Source organism: Flavobacterium sp. CG_9.10, from assembly GCF_015752245.1.
Classification (GTDB): domain Bacteria; phylum Bacteroidota; class Bacteroidia; order Flavobacteriales; family Flavobacteriaceae; genus Flavobacterium.
This window is the reverse complement of the sequence record NZ_JADOVD010000009.1, coordinates 20,126-37,815: the sequence shown is the minus strand read 5'-3', so window position 1 is coordinate 37,815 and position 17,690 is coordinate 20,126. Positions and strand designations below refer to the sequence as shown.

Sequence of the window (17,690 nt, the reverse complement as noted above, 5' to 3'; positions counted from 1 at the left end):
AAAAATTAAAAACCGTCTCGTTTATTGTAACGAGACGGTTTTTTTATGGAGTTTTGTATAGAATTTTGGTTTTTATTTTCTGCTAAATTTAGATAATGTGTTATGTTTTTTTAAATAACAATAAAATAGTGTCCTTTACGGTAAACCGTAAAGGAATGGAAAATCATTACGTTATATTTGGCCAAACCACTTTCTTCCTCCGTAGATACAATAGTATACGCTGGTTGAATTAATGCATAATTATGAAACATATTTACAAGATTGTATTTTTATTCGTTCTACTAACTTTTAATGCCAGCTCTGTTTATTCTTCAACTAAAGTAGAAAAAAGCAACTTAATAAAAACGGTTGCCAATCTATCGGGAAATATAGCCGGGAATGCAACAGTATGCATGAATGCGACACAACCTCAACTTATAACTTTTACAGGTTCTGGAGGCACTGCACCATATACTTTTACATATCATATTAATAATGGTAGCCCGCAAACGGTTGTAACATCAGCAACTAATAGTTCCGTGACAGTAGTGGTAAGTACTTCAAATGCAGGAACCTTCATTTATAATTTGGACAGTCTCCATGATGCCACTACCCCAATTACAGAACAAGCTAGTTCTGGTAGTGCTACAGTTAATATTAGTTTACCTCCAGTAGTCGATTTTACATTTACCAATGACAACAGCTGCATGGGAACTGCAATTCAATTTTCGTCTACTGTGACGGCAGGACCGTACAATTATTCATGGGATTTTGGGGATGGCACATCCTCAACACAACAAAACCCCAGTCATTCGTTTGTTTCACTAGGTTGTACTAATGCAACATTCAATGTTAGTTTAACGGTAACAGGTGGCGGATGTACGGTAACTAAAACTAAGACAGTAACTGTAAAACAAAAACCGGATATTAGTTTTATTGATATTGGTAATCAATTTGATCCATTTAGTAATTGTGGTAATGCATCATCAAATTCTACGTATTCAATTAGTGTAGGAAATACTTCTGCTTCAACCTGTATTTCATCCTTTTCTATTAATTGGGGGGATGGAAATACACAAGCTAATATTGCATTCCCTATTTCACATACATACTCTTCTATTGGAGCTTATTCAATGACCATTACTGCTACTGGAGTTAATGGTTGTGTTAATTCCAAAACCTATATAATCAAAAATGTTTCCAACCCACTTGGTGGCTTAAACAGCCCTGGTTCTACACAAAATTTGTGCGCTCCAACGCCAAACTTACAGTTTTCAATTTCAAATTGGGGTACCAATTCTCTTGATACCACTTACAAAATTGATTATGGTGATGGCTCTCCAATAATTACTTTAACTCAAAATCAATTAAATAGCTCTACCTATTATAATTCATCAAGTCCTTCCAATTCAGCAAACTATCCTATTCCTCATATTTACACTTCAACTAGTTGTCCTGCAACAAGTTTTGAAGTGAAATTAGATGTTACTAATGCATGTGGTACGACCCCATTTACATTAGGCAACATATCTATATTAACAAAACCAACAGCAAATTTTACTGCTCCCGTTAATTCGTGTAGTAATACTAGTGTTCTATTTACGAATACAACTATTTCAGGATATGGTCAAAATTGTGTTCAAGGTTCTATTTACAAATGGAATTTTGGTGACGGCACACCAATAATTACAACTCCAATATCCTCTCCTCAAAATATTAATCATACCTACACAAATTCAGGAACATATACAGTTACCCTTACTGCTGAAAACGGATGTGGAACAACGACAAAAATGCAAACAATCTGCATTGAACCTCCTTTAACTCCTCAATTCACACTCAATAACAATGCAGGTTGCATTCCAATGTCAGTTACAGCAACCAATACAACTGTTACGACAACTTCTTGCACTACCCCAACCTATATTTGGAGTGTAGCACATTCTCCTGCATATTGCGGAACAAGTATTTCAACGATTCCAAATCAAACCACTACAAATGCCTCCTTTAATTTTACCCAACCCGGAACCTATACCATTACACTCACGGCATCAAATTCCTGCTCACCACCACAAGTAACTTCACAAACTGTAACAGTCAAAAAACAACCAATAGTAAGCATCAGTCCAATAACGTCTCTTTGCCAAGCTATGCCAAACAATACAATTAGTCCAACAGTGACTTCAACTCCAACGAATTGTGGAACGCAAGCTTTAACATACCTTTGGAGCTTCCCTGGAGGTATACCAGCAACATCAACTGCGGCAGTACCTGGAACCATTAGTTATGCTACAATTGGTACTTTCACAGTTTCATTATCCGTTACCAATGAATGTGGTACTACTGTGGCAGGAGATCGAACATTTTCTATCAATCCTTCACCAACCATATCGGGTACCTTGTTTTCTTGTGTTGGTTCCACATCGCAATTGACGGGTTCGGCAACTGCTGCTGCAACCAGCCCTTGGGGATCTTCAATCACTACCGTAGCAACTGTCAGCTCAACAGGATTGGTAACCGGTAAATCCGCAGGAACCACGACCATAACTTATACCAATAGTGTAGGATGTCAAACAACGGCATTATTTACCGTGAATCCATCTCCAACGGCCACGATATCCGGGAATACTAGTGTCTGTTTAAATTCTGCAGCGCAAATCACTTTTACCGGAGCCAACGGTATTTCTCCTTATATTTTTACTTATAATGTAAATGGTGGAACTCATCAAACCATTACCACTACGTCAGGAAATTCTGCACTTTTAACTTTGCCTAATTCTTCGGTTGGAACATTTATTTATAATTTAGTAAGCATTAGTGATTCTAGTCCAACAAATTGTTCAAAAGTACAGACGGGTTCAGCAACAGTAATTGTGAATAGTGTACCAACTATTTCAATCCAGCCTACGCCGACTCAAAGTATTTGTGTTGGAGGGACAATAACAGCACTAAACGTTTCTTTTACCGGAGGAGCTGGCACCGCTACTTACCAGTGGTATTCAAATGCAAGCAGCAATAATTCAGGCGGAACATTAATAACAGGGGGAACCAATAGTTCTTATACACCCGCCACTTTTAATGCTGTCGGCTCTCTTTATTATTATGCAGTGGTAACATTTAGTGGTAGTGGTTGCGGAACAGCCACAAGTTTGCCTGCAGAAGTTGTTGTTGTTGCTGACCCAACTCTTACTACTCAACCCTTGGCAACTCAACCCCAATGTCAAAACGCTACGCCGACAGATCTATCTGTGGTAGCTAGTGGTGGTGTGGGAACTTTTAATTATCAATGGTATAGCAATACTGCAAATAATACAACAGGAGGAACTGCAATAGGAACTGCCATATCTTCAACTTACACACCGCCAACCAACACTGTGGGTACAAAATATTATTATTGTATTCTTACCCAAACAGGTTTAGGTTGCAGCGTAACAAGTACCATGGCAGCAGTTATTGTTGTTGTGGCTCCAGCAATAAACCCACAACCTTTAGTGAGCCAATCGGTTTGTCTTAACGGAAGTACAAGTGCATTGACTGTTGGTTATACCAATGGCACAGGGACGCCGAGCTATCAATGGTATAGTAACACAACAAATAGTAATTCAGGAGGAACTCCAATTGCTACTGCTACAACTGGTAGTTTTACTCCCAATTCAACTGCTGTAGGCACAATATATTATTATTGCACAGTAACTTTCCCTTCGGGAGGTTGTTCGTTAATCACTTCAAATACAGCTGCAGTTATTGTAAATGCCTTGCCAACCATAAGCACGCAACCTTTAAGTACGCAAAGCATCTGCATTGGCGGAACTATAGCACCTTTATCTATAGTGTATATAGGAGGTGTTGGAACAGCAAGTTATCAATGGTATTCGAATACAAGCAATAGTGTTACTGGAGGAACTCCGATTTCAGGAGCAACTGGAGTAAGCTATACCCCAACAGCATTTACAGTTATTGGAAACAATTACTATTATGTGACAGTAACATTAGCAGGAAGCGGTTGCGGTAATACAACAAGTGCCGTGGCAGAAGTTGTTGTTGTTGCTGACCCAATTCTTACCACTCAACCCTTGGCAACTCAACCCCAATGTCAAAACGCTACGCCGACAGATCTATCGGTGGTAGCTAGTGGTGGTGTGGGAACTTTTAATTATCAATGGTATAGCAATACTGCAAATAATACAACAGGAGGAACTGTAATAGGAACTGCCATATCTTCAACTTACACACCGCCAACCAACACTGTGGGTACAAAATATTATTATTGTATTCTTACCCAAACAGGTTTAGGTTGCAGCGTAACAAGTACCACGGCAGCAGTTATTGTTGTTGTGGCTCCAGCAATAAACCCACAACCTTTAGTGAGCCAATCGGTTTGTCTTAACGGAAGTACAAGTGCATTGACTGTTGGTTATACCAATGGCACAGGGACGCCGAGCTATCAATGGTATAGTAATACAACAAATAGTAATTCAGGAGGAACTCCAATTGCTAATGCTACAAGTGGTAGTTTTACTCCCAATTCAACTGCTGTAGGCACAATATATTATTATTGCACAGTAACTTTCCCTTCGGGAGGTTGTTCGTTAATCACTTCAAATACAGCTGCAGTTAATGTAAATGCCTATCCTTCAATAACAACCCCTCAAGCACAAACCATTTGCTCTACCACTTCTTTTTCTATAACCCCAATAGACGATGGTGGCAATACAATCCCAGCAGGAACAACCTATTCTTGGGGAATTCCAATCGTTACGGGAGGAATTACGGGAGGCACAGCCTTAGCAAACCAAACAACCATCAAGGGTACGTTAATTAATTCAACAAATGATGTTCAAACAGCTACATATACTATAACTCCAAAATCTGGAACTTGTACAGGAACATCATTTACTGCAGTAATAACAGTTAATCCTTCTCCAAAAGTTCAATTTTCGGCAGCCAACCAAACAATATGTTCTGGAAGTGCTAGTTTACCCATAACTCTATCCACTCTAACTTCAGGAAATGTTACCTTCAATTGGACAGCAACGATTCCTGCTGGAATTACTGGAGCAACAGCTTCTGGAACGGATACAATCCCAATTCAAACGCTGATCAATTTAAGTACAACTCCACTCACTGTAATTTATACTGCGATAGCAACTTTCGAAAACAATGGGATTTCTTGCTCGGGCCCGACATTAGATTATAAAATAACGGTAAACCCTGCTATTATTACATCCAGTATTCTGTCTAATTATAATGGTTTTAATGTGAGCAGTGTTGGTGCCAATGATGGCGCAATAAATGTTACCGTTACAGGAGGTTCAGGTACTTACACTTATTTATGGTCTGGACCAAGCGGTTTTCCGCTTACAATGAGCCAAGACATTTTAAATGTTCCAGCGGGCGCATATTCATTAACTATTAACGACGTACTTTGTAATCCTGTAGTATTAAATTTTAACTTAACGTCACCATTACCTTTACTTATTAAGGAAGATACTGCAGCACAAATTGATGTATTGTGTTTTGGTTATTTGACTGGCGCTATTAAAGTTGATATTACACAACAATCAATTGGACCTTATGATTATTTATTGACTTTGCAAGGAGGTGGAACAATCAGTAGCATTATTAACGCAACGTCTACAAATTATACTTTTACGAGTTTGGCAGCAGGCATTTATGACATTAAAGTTACCGATGCAAATGGAAGTAGTAAGACAATTCTCGGAATAGAAATCACACAACCCAGCGGTATTTCAGCTTCCATATCATATCCGTCAAATATCAGTTGTGCTGGAAGTGCAACGGGTTCGGCAACGGTAACTGCTACGGGAGGAATAGGGACTCTAACTTATTCTTGGAATACAAATCCAATTCAAACGACGGAGACAGCCTCAGGTTTAATAGCAGGTACTTATACTGTTACCATAACAGATGCCAATAATTGTTCGATACAAAAACAGGCTGTAATTACGGAACCAAACGGTATTGTTGCATCAATCACTTCTCTAACCAATGTGCTATGTTTTGGTAATAATACGGGTTCAGCAACGGTATCCGCCACTGGAGGCACAGGAGTTTCAACCTATTCATGGGACACAGTTCCAATTCAAACTACGGTAACAGCAACGGGATTAGTAGCAGGAACTTATAAAGTAACCATAACAGATGCTAATGGTTGTTCAAATGTGCGGACAGCACTTATTACTCAGCCTTTAGCAGGATTAAGCGCTATGATTTCAAATTCAACTAACGTGAGTTGTTTTGGAGGAAATAATGGAAATGCTACCGTTGCAGTTACTGGAGGGACTTCACCTTATACCTACTCTTGGAATACCAACCCAATTCAAACCTCGGTAACAGCTACAGGATTAACAGCAGGTACTTATAATGTAACGGTTACAGACTCGAATGGATGCTCCATTTCAAGCCCTATCACAATCACAGAACCAGTAGGAATGTCCGCAACTATGTCCGCTCAAACGGATGTTTTCTGCTCAGGGAATAGCAGCGGTTCAGCAACTGTGTCTGCTAATGGAGGCACAGCGCCATATGGCTACTCTTGGAATACAACACCAGTTCAAACTTCAGATACAGCAACAAATCTGGCAATTGGTACTTACACAGCCACCATTACAGATGCTAATGGTTGTACTACAACCACTCAAGCCACTATCACAGAGCCAAACGGCATAGTAGTTTCAATAGCCTCACAAACCAATGTGAAATGTTTTGGAAATAATACAGGCTCAGTTTCCGTTTTAGCAAGTGGTGGAACGGGAATATTAACATACTCCTGGGATACCATTCCGGTACAAACTTCTTTAAATGCAACAGGGTTAATTGCAGGAACGTATCATTTGACCATTACCGATGCTAATAATTGTACCAAGGTTCAAACAGTAAATATTACGCAACCCGACGATATTAGTATAACTACTGATTTAGAGAAAGACATTACTTGCTTTAATGATGCTAATGGTGAAATTAAAATCACAATCAGTGGAGGTACATTAAATTACAATTATACTTGGACGAAAGATGGAATTCCTTATGCAACCACCGAAGATTTGACCCAATTAAGTCCAGGGATTTACATGGTTACCGTTTCTGACGCTAACAATTGCGGTCCAAAAACAGCTACATTTACCATTACCGAACCACCAATATTAACGGTAAGCCTATTAAGCCAAACTAATATATTGTGCTATGGAGAAGCTACAGGAGCTATCGAAATTGCTGTAGTTGGAGGAACACCTACACTTTCTGGCTATAACTTTGTTTGGACTGGACCTAACGGATTTACAAGTTCCAATAAAAATCTCACTGCTGTTATTTCAGGGACTTATAATGTACTGGTTACCGATAATTCGGGTTGTTCTAAGGCATTAAGTGTTACACTTACCCAACCAACTACTATTATTTTGTCAGCCACAACCACACCAATAATCTGTTATGGATCCAATGACGCTTCCATAACTCTTGCTATAAATGGCGGTGTAACTCCTTATACTATTGTATGGAGTAATCTGGGAGGCGGAACGTTTCAGGATAATCTTTCGGCTGGTGATTATCTGATCACCGTTACAGATGCTAATAATTGCGTGAAAACACTGAATGTAAATATCCCTGAAGCACCCATTTTTACAATTAATCCAGTTGTTAAAAACATTTCTTGTTTTGGTGCCCAAGATGGTAGTATCAATCTAAATATTATTGGAGGGATTACTCCTGTAAAATTGGTTTGGGATGATAATGCAGTGGCTGGAAATATCAGAAATAATTTAGGACCAGGCTCTTACACGGTAACGATTGTTGACAGTAAGCCTTGCACCATCAAAAGAACTTTTATCATATTAGAACCTCAACCTTTAATTTTATCAGCTAATACTACCAATGCCTTTGATTGTGACAATGCCAATAGTGGTGCAATAAATCTTCTCGTTGCCGGAGGTACACCACCTTTTACCTATTCTTGGTCAAATGGATCTACAACAGAAGATTTAGTGAATATTCCTGCTGGAAATTATTTGGTTACCGTAATTGATAGCAGGGGCTGTTCAAAACAGGCACAATACAGTATCAACAGACCGCCGCCTATAGTAATTGGAGTAGCTACCAAAACAGAATTTGACTGTGAAACGAAGTTCGTAAAGCAAACATTTGTAGCACAAGTTTCGGGTGGGGTTCCACCCTACCAATTGGCCTGGTCCAGCGGAACGGTAAGCGGTTCGAATAATGAAATGATGAATACCAGCCAAAACGGAACAGCAATATTATACGTAACGGATGCTTTAGGTTGTAAAGCAAATTACTCCTTCAATGTTAAATTGCAGTCCCTTGGAACACCTTCATTTAATGCAACCTCATATTCTTTTGTAACGTATGGCACTTATTCTATAATCGATCCAATACAGTTTACTAATACCGCTACTGGTGATTTTATAAGTATGGTTTGGGATTTTGGCGATGGTAGCTTTTCAACCGAGGTCAACCCGGTGCATACATTCCTAAATCCAAAAGAGTACGTGGTGACACAAACTGTTACATATTCTTTTGGATGTGTCTATGTGCAAAAAAACACTTTCAATGTTGAAAAAGGATATTTATTTGTCGTTCCCACTGCCTTCACACCCAACAATGATACTATGAATGATACATTCAGACCCGTGACTAAGGCATTAAAAAATGTTCGATTGGATATTTATGATACTTGGGGTTCACTAATCTATTCAGAAACCGGAGACACTTTAAAGGGATGGGATGGTAAAATAAAAGGACAGAATGCGGAAAACGGTAATTATTATTGTAAAGTGAGCGCAGAAACCTTTTATGGAACTATTGTCAATGAAAATCACCCTTTTGTATTAATAAAATAAGCACCCAAAGAGAATGAAATTAAAATTTATTATATATATACTGTTAACTTCCATATCGATTGTAGAAGTTAAGGCGCAAGATCCTATTTTTACACAGTATTATTTTGTTCCCGAAACACAGAACGGCGCATTTACAGGAACCGTAAATACTTTAAACACAGGAATTCTACACAGAACACAATGGCCTGATGGAGCCAGAAGACTGGATACTGATTATGCATTTATCAACGGCTCAATCGGAAACTTATCAGAAGATTCACGTCCAAGCGATTCCAATCTTCAAAATATTGGAATAGGGCTGACAGTGCTAAACCAGCATGAGGTTTTTACAGATTATAATTACACTCAAATCAATGGTGTATTTTCCCTAAATCTTGACCTTGATAATTTTTATTCCGGTTTAAGAATGATTTTAGGATTAGAAGGAGGTTATGGAACTAAAAATTTTAATTTCAAAAGCCTTTTGTTTGAAGACCAAATCAATACTAACGATGGCAGCATTGGCGGTGGTAGTTTAGATCCAAGTCTTTTACGCCTACAGAACAAAATAGATTTCTTTGATATTTCTTCGGGATTTTTGCTTTATACCGATGATTTTTGGCTCGGAGCTTCAATGAAGCATCTTAACACACCCAATATTGCATTTGACTCACAAGGTAAGCTGCCATTAGATATGAATTTTACTCTTCAGAGTGGATATTCATTTAATCTGGACAGCAATCCCGGTTTTTCGTTCTTACCGGATAATTCCAAATTAGTGCTCACAACGAACTTCATGAAACAAGGACAATATAATAGATTAGATTTTGGAAGTATAGCGCATTTTAATCCATTTATTATAGGAGTTATTGCTGCAACAAATCCTATGATGAAAAGTGCTGACAGCCATCTTCTGACTTCAGTAAATCTGATTGGTTCCATTAAAATATATAACTTCACTTTTGGTTATTCGTATGATGTAAGCACTTCAAAAATAGAGAATACTCAGGGAGTTCATGAATTTTCCCTAACTTGGCAGATAGGTAGGGAATGTCATAGTTGTAATAATTATTTGGCAAGAAGACCTTGGGGTAGGAACTATGATGATTAAAATTTAAAATACTTTTTAAAAGTAAGGATCTTCTAATTCTTCAACCGAAAAAGGAATCATTAAAAAAAAATTAAACGAATTTATTGCTTACTGGGAATGATAAGGGACAATGGCTATAACAATGCCATTTTGCAAGAATTATCAAACAGGAAAGAATCTAATTTTATCAATAGAGATTATATTTTGTAAGTATTGAATAATTATAATTGAAGCCGTCTCGTATTTTATTGGATGGCTATTTTTATGGGATTTACCCCAAGAAGAAAATACATTTGATTTTTATTCGTAGCTTGTTTTTGTTACAAAATGGAATCTATTGCTACTAATACTTTATTACTAACATTTATATTTGAAAGACCGCGGCTATGAAAAAAAATTACACACTATTATTGTTGTTTACAATAGCTTTTTTGGCGCAAAACGGTATAGCACAAGAGCTATACACACCTAGAAATATTAAGGAAGCTTATCTAAAAGAAAGCCGCTCCACAACTGGAAAACCAGGTAAAAAGTACTGGCAGAATAAAGGGAATTACACAATGGAAATTTCCGTAAATCCCGATACCAAAATTGTAAGCGGTACTGAAAGTATTGTTTATGAAAACAACAGTAATGATACCTTAAAAACGATTGTCATTCGATTCGTAAACAATTTGCATAAGCCAACGTCGCCTCGTGGCGGAGAGGTGACTGAAGATTTTTTATCAGCAGGATTGACTTTGACTTCCTTAAAAATTAATGATGATATTTATAATGAAAATGCTAAAAATTGGGGGACTGTAGGGAGTGTTAAACTCAAAAAACCTTTGCTTCCTCATACAAAAGCAACTTTAAATATCGATTGGAATTATCCGTTATCCAAAGAGAGCGGGAGAGAAGGTCAAATAGATGATTCTACTTTTTTTGTCGCTTACAGTTATCCCCGCGTTTCCGTATATGATGATTATAACGGATGGGACCGACTTCCACATACCGATCGTCAGGAATTTTATAATGATTTCAATGACTACACTTTTTCTATAAAAGCGCCTAAAAATTATGTGGTATATGCCACGGGTGATTTGCTAAATCCTGATGAGGTTTTGCAAGCGGAATACGCTGCGAGATTAAAAAAATCATACACGACGGATGAGGTGATGCATATTGCCAATGAACAGGAAATGAAAGATGGAAAAGTAACGTTGCAGAATGATATGAATACATGGAAATTCAAAGCAAATTCCATTTCGGATGTCTGCTTTGGTTTAAGTAATCATTATTTGTGGGATGCAGGCAGCGTTGTAGTTGACAACAAAACCAATCGTCGTGTAAGTACACAAGCTGCTTACGACGTAAAAGGAACTGATTTTATCAAATCGGTAAAAAACAACAACTATGCATTAGCATGGTTTTCTAACAATTGGCCAGGAGTCCCATATCCTTTTTCTAAAATGACTGCATTTCAAGGTTTTGCCGATATGGAGTATCCTATGATGGTTAACGATTCACAAATGGGTGATCCAGTTTTTGCACAATTGGTACAAGACCATGAGATTGCGCATACTTATTTCCCGTTTTATATGGGTATAAATGAAAGCCGTTATGCGTTTATGGATGAAGGTTGGGCAACAACACTTGAATATTTAATTGGGATTGCAGAGCATGGTAAAGAAGCCGCTGATAAATTTTATAAAAATTTTAGAGTAAATAGATACATTAATGATAAATCTGCAGAAGAAGATCAGCCAATAATATCAATGTCCTCTCAATTATCAGGTGTTGGTTACGGAAATAATTCTTATGGAAAAGCTTCACTTTCTTATTTGGCTTTAAAAGATCTGCTTGGGGATGATTTATTTAAAAAAGCATTACACAATTATATGCAAGACTGGAACGGTAAACATCCTATTCCTTGGGATTATTTTTATTCCATGAATAGTAGTGCAGGTAAAAATTTAAATTGGTTTTTCAATAATTGGTTTTTTAGCAATAATTATATTGATTTGGCAATTATAAACTCAAGTTCCAAAGCTTCAAACAATTCGATTTCTATAAAAAATGAAGGTGGTTTTGCGATTCCTTTTGATATAAATATTGTTTATGTGGATGGTACTAAAGAAACGGTGCATAAAACACCTGCAGTTTGGGAAGCTAACCAAAAGATGGTAAAATTCACTTTTAGAGGAAACAAAAAAGTAAAATCAGTAATACTTGATGGTGGCATTTTCATGGATGCTACGCCAATAAATAATATCTGGATTAACAAGTAATTAGTGGTACAAAATCACTAATTGATTTAATCTAATTTGAATAATAAAAACCGCCTCGTTATAGTAAAACAAGGCGGTTTTTTCTATGAATTTAGAGTACGATGTATAGCGTTATTTTTTAACGTTTCCCAGATCAAAACGATAAATGGCTTCCATCTTTAAAAGTATCGTGTTTGATTTGTCTTCGAAAAATCTGGTGCGGTTATCACCAAATTTTAAAGCCAGAATTTGTAAATCAAGTTTTTGATCCATTGGGTATACTCTAAACTCGTTTAAAGAATAGCCCAATTTTAGACGTAAAAGAATTTTTTTGTCGAGCACACTTCGTTGTACGTAAGAAGAAAAATCTATCGAGTTATTTTCGACATAATTCGAACGGATATTATCAGTGGTCAGTTTGTAACTGTTTCCATGACCCAGAAAATCAACACCGATTCTTGTTTTATCAGTTAAACTATAATTGATATCAGCATCATTTGGCATAAAGGCATTTATTTCAAAACGTTTATCCGGACTATGATAATAGAAAGTAACAATGGGAACCACGGACATACCATAAGCTTCACTGCTGCCGTAAAGTCCTAAACCGTAACCAAAATTTTCGTTTCTTTTATATTTTAATAAAGCCAATCCGCCTAAGTAAATATCTTCACTGCTGACATTAATATAATCAGATGCCACTTTTGGTAGGAAAAGGTATAGTCCACTCCAGTGTTCGGAATGTTTTACACTCAGACCAGCTCGTAAATTTGTTGAATATAAATGATTGTTATTGGAATCGGGAAATAATTGTAAGCTATAGCTGCTGAAATTTACACCGGTAACAGCAATATATTTTTCATTTAAAACAACTGGTAAAGTAAGATTTGTTTGAAATGTGGAGATGCTAGTATTAACAGAGGAATTTTCAAATGTTTTTTCTTGTGATTTTCCATAGTTTACGGAAAATAGATCTATATATTCTTGAGCGTTACATAAAAAAGGCAGTGTTAAAAATAACAATTGTATTATTTTTCTTTTCATTTTATAAATTTTGACATTATTTAATTACTCCCAATATTCATTCTTAAAATTACTAAAATTAACCTAATCCGCTTTAAACAAACGAGATAGTGATGTTTAATGGCCTAATTATTTGGCGAATATAATGATATTGTTCTTCTGTAAAATTGGTATTTAGTGAATTCAGTGAATTTTACAAGTAAACGGGAAATAATTTCGCATCTAAATAAAACGTAATAAGCTCATTATCAGTATTTATAGTTATATTTACGTAATAAAAACAACTTAAAAAATAATAGTATGAAAAACATTAAAAAATTTTTAAAACCAGTTTTGATAGTATTTTTGGTCGCTTCATTTTTATCTTGTAAAAACAATAAGACAGAGAAAACAGAAACTGAAGAGGCAATGCCTAAGGACACTGCTACCGCTGTTGCCGTATTTGAACCCTTTAAAGTAATGGTGATTAAGCACAAAGTAGCTGATTACGATAAATGGAGAAAAGAATATGATGCTCATGATTCGATACGAACGGCTTATACTATTTCACATTATATGGTAGGAAGAGGAACTGATGATGCCAATATGATTGTGACAGCAACTAAATTTATCGATTTGCAAAAAGCGAAAGATTTCAGCGTACTTCCATACCTAAAAGAAGCAATGAAAAAAGCTGGAGTGATTGGTAAACCTGAATTTTCTTATCATGAGGTGATACGTAATGATGATACGCCAATTGAACAGAAAGATAGAGTAATGGTGACCCATAAAGTAAAAGATTTTGATGCTTGGCTCAAAGTGTACGATGCCGAAGGAACTGCTAAAAGAATGGAAGAAGGTTTCATTGATAGAGGATTGGCGCGCGGTATTGATGATCCTAATATGGTAACGATAGTTTTTGCTATCACAGATATGAAAAAAGCAAAAGAAAGCATTACCTCTGAGGCAAAGAAAAAATTGATGATGGATGCAGGTGTAGAAGGGGTTCCAGAAATATTCTATTATAAAATAGTGGAGTAGTTCATAGGTTTTAAAATATAAAGAAACTGTCTTGTTTATAGAAATGAGATGGTTTTTTTTATGGTTGTTTGGGATTTCGAAATTTTTTTAGTAAAAATATAAAAGGGTTTTTAATTTATAACCACCAATGAAAGCAAACGCAATAACTTGAAATTCCTAGAACTTGCATTCGTGTGAAAAGCTCAGTATGACAAAGATTTGACAACTTCGAAAGTACTTCTAATTGATTTACGTCTAATGGTAGAAACACATCAATTTGGAAAATAAAAAGGTGGTCCATTATTAGACCACCTTTTAAGCTAAATATAATATTATAAAATTAAACCAAGTCGAAACGGTCAAGGTTCATCACTTTAGTCCATGCTGCAATAAAGTCTTTTACAAATTTTTCTTGAGCATCTGCGCAACCATAAACTTCGGCAATGGCTTTAAGTTCTGAATTCGAACCAAAAATAAGGTCAACACGAGTTCCAATCCATTTCAATCCACCATCCATGCGATCACTTCCTACAAAGGCATTATTCGATTCTGTTACTGCGTAGGATGTTGGTTTTGTGTTATTTTTCATAGTATGATTGATTTCTTTCTGATAAATTTGCCTTACGAATTTACCTAAAATGTTCCATGTCTAAATCAATTTTAATAGATAAAGACTATGATTGTAGCTAAAGTTTGTCATTTATTCCATTCAAGTAAAAAAAATTAATAAAAATTTAGTCTATAAAAAAGTCAGTTTTAAGGTCTCAAATCCATTTCTCATTTAACTTGCGGTTTGAAGGGTTTTTTCAAGATTACCTTATATTTAAACTTTTCATATTTAAACTATTAATGGGAGTTGTTTTTTAAATTTAAATTTGGGCGATTCACGAATGTTTTAGTAGTAACTTTAACCAAAAAATAAAAAAAATGAACTCATTTGAAGATAAAAATATCAGTAGCCAAAATTCTGTAACCTCAGAGTTTGAAGCTTGGGTTGGAATTTTATACTCTTGTATTTCTGCAGACAATCAAATTACCGATTCCGAAACAGCATCATTATCGAGATTGTTGCATTCTAAAGAGAAATTTATTGGAATCGATATGGCGCCACTTTATGCTAAAGCATTCAATTTAAGAATCGAGATGGGACAATTAAAATACGTTTCGGCCTGTTGTGAATGGATTAAAGAAGAGGATAAAGAAACGGTATTTGCTCTCGCATTGGAAGTTTTACTTGCGGATGGAATATTGGAGAAAGAAGAAAAAAATGTAATTGAATTTTTATCGAAACTACTGAAAATAGAACTTGGAATGGCCAGTAAAATAATTGAAGTTATATTCTTAAAAAATAAAGGGAATGTCAAAGGAATATAAATTTCCTATGCAAAAATAGTTTGTTTCTTATAATAGATTAGTTAGGAATTATTATTTTTTAAACGAAAAGACAAACTAAAAGAGCATTTCAAACCGAAATGCTCTTTTTTTTATAATTATTTTATACCAAAATAATTACTCAAGTCTTATTTAATCTAGAAGCAGCGAAGTAATTTTTCATTACAATCATAAATTAATTACGGTATTGTAGTATGCATGCATATTATTCTAATTAATTATTTATTTTCGGAATATAATTGAAAAATAATGCAATACGATTTTGACTACATTATTATAGGAAGTGGGTTTGGAGGTTCTGTCAGCGCTTTACGGCTTGCTGAAAAAGGCTATAAAGTTCTGGTGATTGAAAAAGGAAAATGGTACAAATCCGACGATTTTGCCAAAACCAATTGGAATCTTCCTAAATGGTTATGGATGCCGTCCTTACGATTCTTTGGTATAATGAAAATGAGCATTTTCAAGCATATTGTGATTATATCGGGCACGGGTGTTGGAGGTGGATCTTTAGTTTATGCCAATACTTTGCCTGTTCCAAAATCTTCATTTTACAAATCTGGAAGCTGGAGCGAATTAGAAGATTGGGAGACAGAACTGAAACCGTTTTATGAAAAAGCGCTTATTATGTTGGGTGCATCAAGAAACCCAAAATTATTTGATGGAGATATTGCGTTAAAGAAATTAGCAAAAGATATAGGAAGAGAAGATCAATTTGAGCATCCAGATGTCGCGGTTTTCTTTGGAAAAGCAGGAGAAAAAGTGAAAGATCCTTATTTTGAGGGTAAAGGACCTGAAAGAGCTGGGTGTAATTTTTGTGGCGGATGCATGACGGGTTGCAGGTATGATGCAAAAAACACATTGGATAAAAATTATCTTTATTTAGCACAAAATTTTGGGGCAGAAATTCTTGCTGAAAATGAGGTCTATGATGTTTATCCTATTGATAACAAAGACGGATCGACTGGATACAAGGTTTTTACAAAATCAAGCACCAAATTTTTTAAGCACCAAAAGGAATTTACTGCCAAAGGAGTGATTTTTTCTGGAGGAGTTTTGGGTACTATCAAATTGCTCCTAAAACTAAAAACAAAATCACTTCCGTTATTGTCAGATAAACTGGGAGACGATATAAGAACAAACAACGAAACGCTGATTAGTGTTTCCTCTTTGGATAAAAGTAAAAACTTATCAAAAGGAGTAGCTATCGGAAGTTTACTTCACACGGATGACAACAGTCACTTGGAAATTGTAAGATATTCTGAAGGCTCCGGCTTTTGGAAATTACTTCATTTGCCTTTATCCAATGGTAAAAATACACCAACTCGTTTATTAAATATGGCGCAGCAGGTACTAAAATATCCAGTAAGCTACTTCAAAATCTATTTTGTAAATAGTTGGTCAAAAAGTACAACCGTTTTGTTATTCATGCAATCCATTGACAGCACTTTAAAGTTTAAAAATAATTTTTTCGGAGGAATGGCTTCGGCAGTCAGCACAGGATTAAAACCCAGTGCCTACATCCCTGAATCTATAGAATTAACTAAAAAGTATAGTAAAATAATTAATGGGGTACCTACCTCATTTGCCTTAGAATCCATTGCAGGAATACCCTCAACTGCTCATGTTTTAGGAGGTGCGGTGATGGGAAAAGATAGCATGCAAGGAGTAATAAACAAGAATAATGAAGTCTTTGGGTATAAAAATATGTTGGTAATAGACGGTGCCATGATATCAGCTAATCCAGGAGTAAATCCTTCGCTTTCAATCACAGCAATTGCAGAAAGAGCAATGGCTCAAATACCGTTTAATACGGAGACAAAATTATAGTCAGTACTTTTAAGTAAACCATTAAGAGTGTTTCAATACCTAAAAATATCATTTGTTTTAAGAAACAGAAGTTTTGCTAATATTAAAAAGTAGAAAATAATCGGTAAAGGATAATTTTGTATTTGTTAACTCCTTTATATTAAATTAATTGCTTAATTTAGAGTGTTTAAAGTTCAAACAAAAAAGAACAATTCAAACCCATTATAACAATTTGATTACTTTTAATTTATTGATGAGGTAGTCTTTAAAATTTTTAAATTATCAAAAAGAAAATCAAAA

Annotated in this window: 8 protein-coding genes and 1 pseudogene; 6 read left to right on the top strand and 3 right to left on the bottom strand. The window is 35.7% G+C overall.

Annotation, left to right across the window (positions count from 1 at the left end):
- Positions 1 to 110: 110 nt before the first annotated feature.
- Complete coding sequence (locus IWX84_RS09245; RefSeq protein WP_196850459.1) at positions 111 to 251, bottom strand: hypothetical protein; 141 nt, start codon at positions 249 to 251, stop codon at positions 111 to 113.
- Between IWX84_RS09245 and IWX84_RS09240 the strand changes: the two genes are divergently transcribed.
- The 3 genes from IWX84_RS09240 to IWX84_RS09230 all read left to right on the top strand — a co-directional run bounded on the left by IWX84_RS09240 (position 243) and on the right by IWX84_RS09230 (position 12,191).
- Entirely contained in the window at positions 243 to 8,852 is an 8,610-nt protein-coding gene (locus IWX84_RS09240) for a PKD domain-containing protein (protein WP_196850458.1), read from the top strand. The genes IWX84_RS09245 and IWX84_RS09240 overlap by 9 nt on opposite strands.
- 13 nt (positions 8,853 to 8,865) lie before the next feature.
- Complete coding sequence (locus IWX84_RS09235; RefSeq protein WP_196850457.1) at positions 8,866 to 9,942, top strand: PorP/SprF family type IX secretion system membrane protein; 1,077 nt, start codon at positions 8,866 to 8,868, stop codon at positions 9,940 to 9,942.
- Between the two features lie 365 nt (positions 9,943 to 10,307).
- Positions 10,308 to 12,191 (top strand): M1 family metallopeptidase, encoded by a 1,884-nt coding sequence (locus IWX84_RS09230; protein ID WP_196850456.1) that lies wholly within the window; start codon positions 10,308 to 10,310, stop codon positions 12,189 to 12,191.
- A gap of 111 nt (positions 12,192 to 12,302) precedes the next feature.
- Here IWX84_RS09230 and IWX84_RS09225 read toward each other — a convergent pair whose 3' ends face one another.
- Positions 12,303 to 13,214, bottom strand: a complete 912-nt coding sequence (locus IWX84_RS09225) for a DUF6268 family outer membrane beta-barrel protein (RefSeq protein ID WP_196850455.1) — start codon at positions 13,212 to 13,214, stop codon at positions 12,303 to 12,305.
- A 279-nt stretch (positions 13,215 to 13,493) separates the two neighbouring features.
- Between IWX84_RS09225 and IWX84_RS09220 the strand changes: the two genes are divergently transcribed.
- Positions 13,494 to 14,213, top strand: coding sequence for a hypothetical protein (locus IWX84_RS09220; RefSeq protein WP_196850454.1), 720 nt, complete (start codon positions 13,494 to 13,496; stop codon positions 14,211 to 14,213).
- A gap of 319 nt (positions 14,214 to 14,532) precedes the next feature.
- Here the strand turns inward: IWX84_RS09220 and IWX84_RS09215 are convergent.
- Positions 14,533 to 14,721, bottom strand: a pseudogene (locus tag IWX84_RS09215) (hypothetical protein); the annotation flags it as partial.
- A gap of 398 nt (positions 14,722 to 15,119) precedes the next feature.
- On the opposite strand from IWX84_RS09215, the gene IWX84_RS09210 reads away from it, so the two are divergent.
- Positions 15,120 to 15,566 (top strand): tellurite resistance TerB family protein, encoded by a 447-nt coding sequence (locus IWX84_RS09210; protein WP_196850453.1) that lies wholly within the window; start codon positions 15,120 to 15,122, stop codon positions 15,564 to 15,566.
- A gap of 267 nt (positions 15,567 to 15,833) precedes the next feature.
- Complete coding sequence (locus IWX84_RS09205; protein ID WP_196850452.1) at positions 15,834 to 17,411, top strand: GMC oxidoreductase; 1,578 nt, start codon at positions 15,834 to 15,836, stop codon at positions 17,409 to 17,411.
- Positions 17,412 to 17,690: the final 279 nt, after the last annotated feature.

Bases quoted from the DNA above. Each gene is read 5' to 3' on its own strand.
- IWX84_RS09240 (WP_196850458.1), top strand. From the start codon at position 243: ATGAAACATATTTACAAGATTGTATTTTTATTCGTTCTACTAACTTTT.
- IWX84_RS09245 (WP_196850459.1), bottom strand. From the start codon at position 251: ATGTTTCATAATTATGCATTAATTCAACCAGCGTATACTATTGTATCT.
- IWX84_RS09235 (WP_196850457.1), top strand. From the start codon at position 8,866: ATGAAATTAAAATTTATTATATATATACTGTTAACTTCCATATCGATT.
- IWX84_RS09230 (WP_196850456.1), top strand. From the start codon at position 10,308: ATGAAAAAAAATTACACACTATTATTGTTGTTTACAATAGCTTTTTTG.
- IWX84_RS09225 (WP_196850455.1), bottom strand. From the start codon at position 13,214: ATGAAAAGAAAAATAATACAATTGTTATTTTTAACACTGCCTTTTTTA.
- IWX84_RS09220 (WP_196850454.1), top strand. From the start codon at position 13,494: ATGAAAAACATTAAAAAATTTTTAAAACCAGTTTTGATAGTATTTTTG.
- IWX84_RS09210 (WP_196850453.1), top strand. From the start codon at position 15,120: ATGAACTCATTTGAAGATAAAAATATCAGTAGCCAAAATTCTGTAACC.
- IWX84_RS09205 (WP_196850452.1), top strand. From the start codon at position 15,834: ATGCAATACGATTTTGACTACATTATTATAGGAAGTGGGTTTGGAGGT.